This window comes from Kitasatospora sp. NPDC059803 (assembly GCF_042732255.1).
Lineage (GTDB): Bacteria > Actinomycetota > Actinomycetes > Streptomycetales > Streptomycetaceae > Kitasatospora.
Window position 1 is genome coordinate 15,398 of sequence record NZ_JBHWIJ010000098.1, and the last position, 10,883, is coordinate 26,280.

Sequence of the window (10,883 nt, forward strand, 5' to 3'; positions counted from 1 at the left end):
CCCGCAAGGGCGGCCGGCACCCGCCTCGGCGTCAGGGTGTGCGGGTGTGCAGTGCGGGGGCGGGGCAGGGCAGCGGGCGGGCCCCGGTGGGGGTGAGGCCGTCGAGGACCAGGGCCAGGTACCGGCGCCAGCCGTCCTCGTGGGGTTCCATCGTCCACAGCACCGAGACCAGCATGACGACGACGCGGTGCAGGTCGTCGGGCACGAGGTCGGCGCGGATCACACCTGCGTGCTGACCGCGCGCCAGGAGGGCGTCGAGGGCGGCGAAGAACTCCTGCCCGGTCGCCGGGGTCAGGACGCCGGCGGAGCGGGCGGCGGCCAGCACGTTGTAGTCGCCGGCCACCGATTCCAGTGCCGCTTCCAGTACGCGGGCCAGTCCGGAGGCGGGGTCGGGGTCGTGGGCGGCAGCCTGGATGACGGGGCGGACGTTCTCGCCGAAGCGCTCGTCCAGTACGGCCCGCAGCAGCGCGGCCTTGTCGGGGAAGCGGCGGAAGAGCGTGGCGGCTCCGACGCCGGCCCGGCGTGCCACGTCGTCGAGGAGGGCGTCGGGGCCTTGTTCGGTGAAGACCTCCCGGGCAGCCCGGATGATCTTTTCCGCGTTGCGGGCGGCGTCGGCGCGCAGCAGCCGGGGGGAGTCGAGGGCCATTGCGGCAGCCTATCCAAGGGCCGGCGGAACGGCGTCGGACGGTCCGGGGGCGTGGTGGTGTGGGGCAGATGGGGGGAGTGCGCCGGGCGGCGGGGACGGGGGCCGGGCCGTCGCGCTCCCTCCGTGGTTCAGCCGTCCAGGTGGGTGGGCGCGAACATCCGCAGCAGGGTGGGCAGGACCAGCACGTTGGGGCCCGGGGCGGCGAGTGCGGCGGCCAGGTCCCGTGCGAGGTCGTCGGGTGTGGTCAAGGCGGCCGGGACGCCGAAGGAGTCGGCCAGACGGACGAAGTCCGGGCGGGCCAGTTCGGTGGCGGTGGCCTCGCCGAAGGCGCCCGTCATGTACTCGCGCAGGATGCCGTAACCGCCGTCGTCGATGATCAACCAGGTGGCGTTGAGGCCGAGTTGGCGGGCGGTGGCGAGTTCGGCGAGCGAGTACATCGCGCCGCCGTCGCCGGAGACGGCGAGGACCGGGCGGCCGTCCGTGGCCACGGCGGCGCCCAGTGCGGCGGGGTAGCCGTAGCCGAGGCCGCCGGCGCCCTGGGCGGAGTGCATCGCTCCGGGGCGGCGGGCGTCGAAGGCGGACCAGGCCCAGTAGCCGAGGATCGTCATGTCGAAGAAGACCGGCGAGTCGTCCGGTAGCGCGTGGCGAACGGATGCCAGCAAGTCCTGTTCGAGGTCCAGCCCCTGGCCGTCGATCCGCTCCTGGACGCGCTTGAGCAGTGCGGCGGTCACCGCCTCGGCCCGTCCGTCCGGTACGGCGGCCGGCACCGAGTCGGAGAGGGCGGCCAGGGCGAGGCGGGCGTCGGCGTGGATGCCGAAGGCCGGGTGGTTGGCCTCCAGCTTGCCCGCGTCGGCCTCGATCTGGATGATCCGGCCGCGCGGCGCCATGGTGTGGTAGTTGCTGGACAGTTCGCCCAGGCCGGAGCCGACGACGAGCAGGACGTCGGCGTCCTCCAGCAGGTCGGTGGTGTGGCGGTCCTCCAGCCAGGACCGCAGCGACAGCGGGTGCTCCCAGGGGAAGGCCCCCTTGGCGCCGAAGGTGCAGGCCACCGGGGCCCGCAACAGCTCGGCCAGCCGCAGCAGTTCGTCACTGGCTGCGGCCCGGACCACACCGCCTCCGGCCAGGATCACCGGGCGTTCGGCCTCGGCCAGCAGCACCGCGGCCTCGGCGATCAGCTCCGGGCGGGGGATCGGCGGCCGGGGTTCGGCGCGCAGCCCGGTGACCGGCGGTACGGTCACTGGCGCGAGCAGGATGTCCTGCGGGATCTCCACCCACACCGGCCCGTACGGCGCGCTCAGCGCCGACTCCCAGGCGGCGGCCAGCGCGGAGGGGATCTGCGCGGGGGTGCGGGCGGTGTGCACGGACTTCACCACGTCGCGGAAGCTGGCCTGCTGGTCGACGAGTTCGTGCAGATAGCCGCGCCGTCGCCCACCCAGTCCGGCCGAGGGGATCTGGCTGGAGACGGCGAGTACCGGCACGGAGGCGGCGGCGGCCTCCTGGAGCGCGGCCAGCGAGGTGAGCGCGCCGGGCCCGGTGGACAGGAACAGCGGGGCGACCGTCCCGGCGGTGCGGGCGTAGCCGTCGGCGGCGAAGCCGGCGTTGTTCTCCACCCGCAACCCCACGTACCGCAGGTCGGAGCGGCGCAGCGCGTCGAACAGGCCGAGGGCGTGCTGGCCGGGCAGGCCGAAGACGCAGCGGGCGCCGAGCGTGGCGAGCGACTCGACCACCAGGTCGCCGCCGTTGCGGAGGTGTGTCATGCGCGCACCTCGCCGGTGGCGTCGTGGGACTCCGTGCGGGCGTCGGTACGGGCACCGGCGCGGCCGTCCGGTTGTCCGTCGGTGCGGTCGCCCGCGCCGGCTCGCGGGCCTGGCTCCGTCCGTTCGTTCGCGATCTGGCGGGCCATCAACGTCGTCAGCTCGTAGGCGGTGTGCGAGGCGGCCACGGCGGTGATCTCGGCGTGGTCGTACGCGGGTGCGACCTCGACCACGTCGGCGGAGACCAGGTGGCAGCCGCTCAGGCCGCGCAGGATCTCCAGCAGTTCGCGCGAGGTGAGTCCGCCGGCCTCGGGGGTGCCGGTGCCGGGGGCGTGCGCCGGGTCGAGCACGTCGATGTCGATGGAGATGTACAGGGGGCGGTCGCCGACCCGCTCGCGCAGCTGCTGGGCGACCTCGTCCACGCCGCGCCGCAGGACGTCGGCGGAGGTGACGATGCCGAAGCCGAGCTTCTCGTCGTCGGTGAGGTCCTGCTTGCCGTAGAGCGGCCCGCGGGTGCCGACGTGGGAGAGGGCGGAGGTGTCCAGGATTCCCTCCTCGACGGCCCGGCGGAACGGTGTGCCGTGGGTGTACTCGGCGCCGAAGTAGGTGTCCCAGGTGTCCAGGTGGGCGTCGAAGTGCAGCAGCGCGACCGGCCCGTGCCGGCGGGCCACGGCGCGCAGCAGCGGGAGCGCGATGGTGTGGTCGCCGCCGAGGGTCATCAGCCGGGCGCCGGTGTCCAGCAGTTCGCCGGCGGCCGCCTCGACGGTGTCGACCGCCTCGTGGATGTCGAACGGGTTGGCGGCGATGTCCCCGGCGTCGGCGACCTGGGCGAGCGCGAACGGCGAGGCGCCCTGGGCCGGGTTGTAGGGGCGCAGCAGCCGGCTGGCCTCGCGGATCGCGTTGCCGCCGAAGCGGGCGCCGGGCCGGTAGGAGACGCCGGTGTCGAAGGGCACGCCGACGACCGCGACGTCCGCGCGCGGCACCTGGTCGATCCGGGGCAGACGGGCGAAGGTGGCGGGCCCGGCGTAGCGCGGTACCCGGGAGGAGTCGGTGGGGCCGAGGGGGCTGTGGGGGGCGTGGGGGTCGGGGGCGGTGCTCATGGCAGCTCCTGGAGTCGGTCGGGCGGGGCGTCGTCGGGGCGTTGTCGGGGAGCCGGCGTCAGGCGTCGGGGTGTCGGCGGGCGGGCGTTGCGCCGGGTCGACGGGGTCAGTTCGCGTGGTCGGGGGCGATCCGGTCGGCGAGGCGCAGGAGGGCCGCCCAGGCCAGCTCGCCGGCCCGGTCGTCCTGGAGGTCGGAGCCGTGCTCCTGGCCGGTCAGCTGGCGGGCGGTGAGCTCGGCGGTCTCGCGGGACGGCAGGACGAGCGGGCCGCCGCCGGCCTGGGCGGCGATCTGGATCTCGCAGGCCTTGTCCAGGTAGTACATCCGCAGGAAGGCCTCGCCCGGTGTGCGGCCGACGGTCAGCAGGCCGTGGTTGCGCAGGATCAGCGCCGGGTGCCCGCCGAGGTCGGTGACCAGTCGCTCCTGTTCGGCGAGGTTGAGCGCGACGCCCTCGTAGTCGTGGTAGCCGACCCGGTCGTGGAACTCCATCGAGATCTGGTTGAGGGGCAGCAGCCCGTCCCGCTGGGCGGCGACCGCGCAGCCCGCCCGGGTGTGCGTGTGCAGCACGCAGTGGGCGTCCTGGCGGGCCGCGTGGACGGCGCTGTGGATCACGAAGCCTGCCGGGTTGACCGGATGGGGGGTCGGCTCCACCGGGTTCCCGGCCAGGTCGATCTTGACCAGGTCGGAGGCGGTGATCTCCTCGAACAGCAGGCCGTACGGGTTGATCAGGAAGTGCTGCTCGGGGCCGGGGACGCGGACCGAGATGTGGGTGAAGATCAGGTCGGTCATCCGGAAGTGGGCGACCAGCCGGTACACGGCGGCGAGTTCGCGGCGCAGCCGGGCCTCGTCCGGTGCGGGCGGGGTGGTCGGTACGGACGCAGTGGGCGGTCCGGACGTGACAGTCGGGACGGTCGGTGCGGCGGGCAGGCCCATGAGGCTTCCTCTCAGAGTGCGGCGGCCGGGGCGGTGGCGGCGGGAGCGGCCGGAGTCTCGGCCTGCCCGGCGAGCCGGCCGCGCCAGTGCTCCAGCACGGTGGCATCGGTCGGGCGGGTGGCCAGGCTGACGGCCAGGTAGACGACCAGGCTCACGGCGAGGCCGAAGCAGATCGGCTCGTTGGCGAGGACACCCTTGGCGGCCATCAGCGCGATCACGGTGCCGCCGCCCGCGACCATCGCGGCGAGCGCGCCCGGCAGGTTGCCGCGCCGCCAGACCAGCCCGCCCAGGATCGGCACCAGCAGACCGCCGACCAACAGGTTGTACGCGACGGTGAGCGCCGAGATCACGTCGTCCAGGACGCAGGCGACGCTGATCGACAAGACGCCGAGGGCCACGATCGCCAGCCGGTTGGACCGCACCTCGTCATGGTCCGTGGCCGCGGTGCCCGGCCCTCCCCGGCCGACGAGCGTGCGTACCCGGGCCCAGATGTCGTTGTTGGCCACGGTGGCGGAGGCGATCAGCGCGCCGCTCGCGGTCGACATCATCGCGGACAGCGCCGCCGCCAGGACCAGGCCGCGCACCCCGGCCGGCAGCGTGTCCTTCACGATGGTCGCGAACGCGCTGTCGGGGCTGGCCAGTTGGGGGTAGAGCGCCTTGGTGGCCATCCCGATCACCGCGCCGGCGACGGCGTACGCCAGGCAGTAGGCGCCGGCCACCGTGCCGCCGTACGTGGCCACCCGGTCGGTGCGGGCGGTGAACACCCGCTGCCAGATGTCCTGGCCGATCAGCATGCCGAAGGTGTAGATCAGCACGTAGGTGAAGATGGTGTCGCCGCCGATCGAGCCGAACGAGAAGTAGCCGGACGGCAGTTCGGCCTTCAGCCGGGCGATGCCGCCGGCCTTCACGACGGCGACGGGCAGCAGCAGGAACAGCACCCCGATGCTCTTCACCACGAACTGCACCATGTCGGTGAGGGTGATCGACCACATGCCCCCGAGCGCCGAGTAGCCGACCACGATGGTGCCGCCGATCACCACGGCCGCCCAGCGGGGCACGTCGAACAGCACGTCGAAGACGCTGGCGTAGGCGATCGTCGAAGTCACCGCCAGCATCAGGGTGTAGACCCACATGACCACGCCGGAGATCACGCTCGCCGCCCCGCCGTAGCGCAGCGACAGCATCTCGGCCACGGTGTACACCCGCAGTCGGGCGATCCGGGCGGAGAAGAGGATGCTCAGCGCCAGCAGGCCGAGCCCGATGGCGAACACCATCCAGGCGCCCGACAGGCCGTAGGAGTAGCCGAGCCGCACGCCGCCGATGGTGGACGCGCCGCCGAGCACGACGGCGGCCATCGTCCCCGTGTACAGCACCGGGCCCAGGCGGCGGCCCGCGACGAGGAAGTCCGCCTTCGAGGAGGCGCGCCGCTTGCCCCACCAGCCGACGCCGACGATGCCCAACAGATAGCCGATCATCACGACGTAGTCGAGGGTCATGGGGGGTCCTCCGATCCGGCCGGACGCGCTGGGGGAGCGGGCCGGGCCAGGGCTGTGGGTGGGGGAGCAGGCGGGGCAGCGGACGGGGCGGCGGGCGGGACTGGCAGGGCGCACAGGAAAGGCGGGGAACGGGGGGGGGCGAGCCGGGGGTGCCCGAAGGAAAACGCCGTGCGCTGAACCTAAACCGCCCCACCTGGCCTGCAGAAGTATCGGATTCATCCAATATCGTGGGGTCAGATGTGCAAAACCTCCGACGAAAGGCCGCCGGCGTGCCCGACCCAGCCCCCGCTCCCGCCTCCGGCAGCCCCGCCGTCCCGCTGACCGTCCTGCTCGCCGACCCCGTGCTCGGACTGCGCCGGATCGCCGGACCGGCCGACGACCGGCTGATCGGCACCGTCGGCACCACCGAGGTCGAGAACCCCGGCCCCTACCTGCTCGGCGGCGAACTGCTGCTCACCGCCGGAGTCCGCCTTCCGCAGGACGCCGAGGGCATCGACGCCTACGTGCGGTGCGTCGTCGAAGCGGGCGCCGCCGCACTCGGCTTCGGCGTCGCACCGGTCTACGACGAGGTGCCGGCCGACCTGGTCGCCGCCTGCGACCGGCACGGCCTGCCCCTGCTGCGGGTGCCCGACGGCACCCCGTTCGTCGCCGTCGGCCGGGCCGCCTACTCGGCGATGGCCGAGGCCGCCCACCGCGGCCTGCGGCAGATCTCCGAAGCCCAGTCCGCACTCGCCTCCGCGGCCGCCCGCCCCGACGCGCTGCGCGCGGTCGTCCAGCAACTCGCCGTGCACCTGGGCGGTTGGACGGCACTGCTGGACGGGCGCGGCGTCGAACTGTTCAGCGCCGGAGCGCGCCCGCCCGTGCCGGTCCTGGCCGAACTGCGCGCCCTCGCGGAACGGACCACCGCGCGCGCCGCAGGCCGCGCCCAGCCTCCGACCGCCGCCGCCCAGCACCACGCCGGGCGGCACCTGACCGTGCGGACCCTGCCCGGCTCGGACGGTTCCGGCGGCCCGCTCACACTCGTCACCGCCGCCGAGGAACCGCCGACCGCCGTCCACCGGTCCGTGGCCGGGGTGGCCGTGGTGCTGCTCTCGCTGCTCACCAGCCCGCGGCACGCGCTCGGCACGGACGCCCGCAGCGCGGGAGCCCTGGTGCGGCTCCTGCTCGGCGCCGCACCGGAGGAGGCGGCCGCCGCCCTGTTGCCGCCCGACGGCGCCTGGGTGGTCGTGCACGGCCGGTTGACCGGCCGGGCGGGCGGCGGCGGGGAGGCCGTCCAACTCGCCGCCCTCGGCACCGCCCTCGGCACACCGCACCTGCACCTGGACGGGACCTGGCTGCGGGCGCTGCTGCCCGGCTCGGCGGCTCCGGACCGGGTCGTGGACACCGAATCCGCCGCCCGGCTCGGCTGGACGCTCGGCGTCAGCGCGCCCGCCCCCACGGCGGAGCTGAGGATCGCCGACGCCCAGGCCGACCGGGCCCTGCGTCACGCGCTGGCCACCGGTGCCGCCGCCGTCCACCACCGCGAGGCCGTCGGGCCGAGCGTCCACACCCTGGTCGCCCCCGAGGACGCCGCCGCCCTCGCCCGCAGCACCTTCGCCCCGCTGACCGCCGCGGGCACCCCCGGGCCGGCCGTGCTCCGGGAGACCCTGCGCACCTGGCTCGCCCTGCACGGCAGCTGGGACCGCACCGCGGCGGCGCTCCAGCTCCACCGCAACACCGTGCGCCAACGCATCGCCCGGGTCGGCGAGTTGCTCGCCGTCGACCTCGGCGACGCGGAGGTCCGGATGGAACTCTGGTTCGCCCTGCGCTGGCTCCCGCCCGGCGCGAACTGACCACGGGCCGCCGGCGCCGTCCGGCGGCGAGACGTGCGTGCGGGGCCCGGTCAACGGCGGGCCAACACCGCGACCTCCCAGCCAAAGCCCACCACCAGCCGGCCATCCGGCGCCACGGCCACCGTGCAGACCGGCATCGGGAACACCAGCTCCGGCCCGACCTGCTGGCCCGTGGTCAGATCCCCGCTTGCACATGGGCAGCGCACCGCCAGGACGCGAGCGCCGGCACACGAACACGAAGCGTCACGTTGGCGTAGGCCTCCTGCCGGGCGTCAGCCGAGGGCGGTGTCGAGGAAGGCGTGCCAGGCGGCGTGGACGCGGGCGGCGTGGTTCCCGCCACCGTCGTTGCCGTCCTCGCTCCTGCCCCCGCTCCCGTCCCCGCTCCCGCCGCCGTCGGCGAGGAGGTCCAGCAGCAGGCCGCGGAGGACGGCCAGCACCACGGTGGGATTCGTGCCGGTGCCGTCCAGGACGCGCTCCAGCGGCGGCAGCCACTCGTCCAGCGAGGCGGTGCCGAAGTCCAGCCAGGGCCCGGAGCCGCCGAAGGCGCGGACGTACCCCTCGAAGAACAGGTGTAGCGCGCCCCGGTGTTCGGGCTTCGTCAGCCACTCCCAGAGCAGTTCGAGGGTCTCGCGGGCGTCGCCGCCCTCGGCGTCTATCGTTCCACTGAAACGACTGTTTCAGTGGAAGTGTCCTCCTGGAAGGGATGCCAGCATGGCCGCCACCGCACCCGGATCCGCGACCGTCCGCGAGGCCGTCCGCCCCGGGGACCTCGGCACCGTCGCCGCCCTGCACGGTGTCCTCTACGCCCGCGAGTACGGCACGGACGAGACCATGGAGGCCTATGTCGCCGCCGGGATGGCCGAGTTGGTCCTCGCCCGGGCCCGCGAGGGCGGTGCGGCGCCCGGTCGTCTGTGGGTCGCCGAGCTCGACGGCCGCGTGGTCGGCGCCGCCGGCCTCGTCCGGGCGGACGAACGCCCGGGCTGGGGCCAGCTGCGGTGGGTGCTCCTCGACCCGGTCGCCCGGGGCCGGGGCCTGGGCGGCCGGCTGCTGGACACCGCCCTGGACGAGGCCCGCGCCCGTTCGTACGAGGGCGTGCTGCTGTGGACCATCGCGGGCCTCGACGCAGCCCACCACCTGTACGCGAAGGCCGGTTTCGAGCTCACCGTCTCCCGTTCCGCCCGCAAGTTCGGCCTGGACACGGTCGAGCAGCGGATGGACCTGCGGCTCTGAGCGGGCGTCTGGCATAGGCGACTGGCACCCTTCCATCTTCCGCTCTTCAGGGCTTCAGGGCTTCAGGGTTTCGGGCCGAGGGAGCCACTCGCCCGGCAGAGCTCCGCGTACCGTCCGGCGCGGGCGAGAAGGTCCGCGTGCGTGCCCGACTCGACGACCCGGCCGCCGTCCAGAACGATGATCCGGTCGGCATGCCGGACGGTGGACAACCGGTGGGCGATCGTGATCGTGGTACGGCCCACGGAGAGCGCGTCAAGCGCTCGTTGGACCGCCTTCTCGGTGATCGTGTCCAGCGCGCTGGTGGCCTCGTCCAGGACGAGGACCGGCGGATTCCTCAGCATGGTTCGGGCGATCGCCAGGCGCTGTTTCTCGCCGCCGGAGAACCGGTACCCGCGCTCGCCCACGATGGTGTCGTACCCCTTCGGCAGGCTTTCGATCAGTTCATGGATCTGAGCGGCTTCGGCGGCGGCCGCCAGCTCACTCGCCGTCGCTCCGGGCTTGGCGAACCGCAGGTTGTCGGCCACGGTCGTGTGGAAGAGATGGGTGTCCTGCAAGACGATGCCGACCGTCTCGGCAAGGGTGGCGAAGCTGAGGTCACGGATGTCGACGCCGTCGATGGTGATCCGACCGCCCGTGACGTCGTAGAGGCGCGGAACCAGATGGCCGAGGGTGGTCTTGCCCGCGCCGGTGGCGCCGATGACCGCCAGCTTCTCACCGGCCGGCAGGTCGAAGTCCACGCCCTGGAGGACGGGCCCCGAAGCCGGGTAGGAGAAGCTCACCTGCTCGAAGCGGACGTGTCCGTGGCGCCCGGCGAGCGGAACGGGATCCCTGGGCTCCGCGACGTCGACCTCGAGGTCCAGGTACTCGAAGACCCGGTCGAACAGGACCATGGAGCTCTGGATGCCGATGCCGGTCTGCAACAGGGTCATGACCGGCCCGAAGAGGCCCTGTTGGAGAGCGGTGAACGCGACGACGGTGCCCACGGATATGGTCGGGCCACCGTGCCCACCGACGATTCCGGCCGTCCAGTAGAACGCTATCGGCATCGCGGCCACGATGATCGAGATGATGGACTGGCGCCATCGCCCGGCCATCGAGGACCGGACGGTCAGATCCGCGAGGTCCCGCGACCGCCCCGCGAACTCCTTGACGAGCGTGTCGGTGCGCCCCATCGTGCGGCCCAGCAGGAAGCCGCTGACCGACAGCGACTCCTCGATCAGGCTGAACATCACGGCGATCAGGCTCTGTTGCTGCTCGACGATCCCGCGCCGCTCCGCGCCGACCTTGCGGCTGATCCCGACGAAGAACGGGAGCACCCCGAGGGACACGGCCGTCAACTGCCAGTTCAGGGAGAGCATCGCCAGCAACGTGGCCACCACCGTGGTGGCACTGGCGACGATCGTGGCGGCCGCGCCGGTCACCGTCGACTGCATGGCTCCGATGTCATTGGCGATCCGGGACTGCACCTCTCCCGTGCGGGTCGTGGTGAAGAAGGACAGGGACATCCGCTGCAGATGCGTGTAGACCGCGGTGCGCAGGTCGTCCATCACCCGTTGCCCCAGCGTGACCAACAGGTAGGCCTGGAGCACTCCGGCGGACGTGCTGGCCACTACCAGGGCGAACATCCCGGCGGCCAGCCCGGTCAGCAGTCCGAGCCGGCCCTGGGGCAACGCGACGTCGAAGATCTGCCGCAGCATGAACGGCGGTGCGATTGCGGCCAGCGATCCGGCGGCCACCAGCAGCAGCACGGCGCCGAGCCGGAGCCGGTGCGGCACGAACAGGCCCATGGCCCTGACCAGTGGTGCGTGCCGCCTGTTCTTCCGTTCTCCGGCCAAGGGGCTCCTCCCTTCTCTCAGTCGTGCGCGTCCGCCCGGTGCCCCGGCCCGCGGGACCG

General features: G+C 73.5%; 9 protein-coding genes. 2 read left to right on the forward strand and 7 right to left on the reverse strand.

Features of this window, described 5'->3' with window-relative positions; genetic code table 11:
* Positions 1-31: 31 nt before the first annotated feature.
* From ACFV6I_RS17830 to ACFV6I_RS17850, 5 genes are all read right to left on the reverse strand, one after another.
* Positions 32-646, reverse strand: coding sequence for a TetR/AcrR family transcriptional regulator (locus ACFV6I_RS17830; protein ID WP_380426228.1), 615 nt, complete (start codon positions 644-646; stop codon positions 32-34).
* 128 nt (positions 647-774) lie between these two features.
* On the reverse strand, positions 775-2,403 hold the full coding sequence (locus tag ACFV6I_RS17835) for a thiamine pyrophosphate-binding protein (RefSeq protein ID WP_380426230.1): 1,629 nt from the start codon (positions 2,401-2,403) through the stop codon (positions 775-777).
* Positions 2,400-3,500 (reverse strand): agmatinase, encoded by a 1,101-nt coding sequence (gene speB / locus ACFV6I_RS17840; protein ID WP_380426232.1) that lies wholly within the window; start codon positions 3,498-3,500, stop codon positions 2,400-2,402. Before speB ends, ACFV6I_RS17835 begins: the two co-directional genes overlap by 4 nt.
* 106 nt (positions 3,501-3,606) lie before the next feature.
* Positions 3,607-4,431 carry a class II aldolase/adducin family protein gene (locus ACFV6I_RS17845; protein ID WP_380426234.1) on the reverse strand — a complete coding sequence of 275 codons (825 nt, stop codon included), beginning with the start codon at positions 4,429-4,431 and terminating at the stop codon, positions 3,607-3,609.
* An 11-nt stretch (positions 4,432-4,442) separates the two neighbouring features.
* Entirely contained in the window at positions 4,443-5,927 is a 1,485-nt protein-coding gene (locus ACFV6I_RS17850) for a sodium:solute symporter (protein WP_380426236.1), read from the reverse strand.
* A 269-nt stretch (positions 5,928-6,196) separates the two neighbouring features.
* Here ACFV6I_RS17850 and ACFV6I_RS17855 point away from each other — a divergent pair, with 269 nt between their 5' ends.
* Positions 6,197-7,759 carry a PucR family transcriptional regulator gene (locus tag ACFV6I_RS17855; protein WP_380426238.1) on the forward strand — a complete coding sequence of 521 codons (1,563 nt, stop codon included), beginning with the start codon at positions 6,197-6,199 and terminating at the stop codon, positions 7,757-7,759.
* A 272-nt stretch (positions 7,760-8,031) separates the two neighbouring features.
* Here ACFV6I_RS17855 and ACFV6I_RS17860 read toward each other — a convergent pair whose 3' ends face one another.
* On the reverse strand, positions 8,032-8,199 hold the full coding sequence (locus ACFV6I_RS17860; RefSeq protein ID WP_380426240.1) for a hypothetical protein: 168 nt from the start codon (positions 8,197-8,199) through the stop codon (positions 8,032-8,034).
* Between the two features lie 271 nt (positions 8,200-8,470).
* Here ACFV6I_RS17860 and ACFV6I_RS17865 point away from each other — a divergent pair, with 271 nt between their 5' ends.
* Complete coding sequence (locus ACFV6I_RS17865) at positions 8,471-8,989, forward strand: GNAT family N-acetyltransferase (RefSeq protein ID WP_380337828.1); 519 nt, start codon at positions 8,471-8,473, stop codon at positions 8,987-8,989.
* 62 nt (positions 8,990-9,051) lie between these two features.
* Here the strand turns inward: ACFV6I_RS17865 and ACFV6I_RS17870 are convergent, their stop codons facing one another.
* Positions 9,052-10,776, reverse strand: a complete 1,725-nt coding sequence (locus ACFV6I_RS17870; RefSeq protein ID WP_380426242.1) for an ABC transporter ATP-binding protein — start codon at positions 10,774-10,776, stop codon at positions 9,052-9,054.
* Positions 10,777-10,883: the final 107 nt, after the last annotated feature.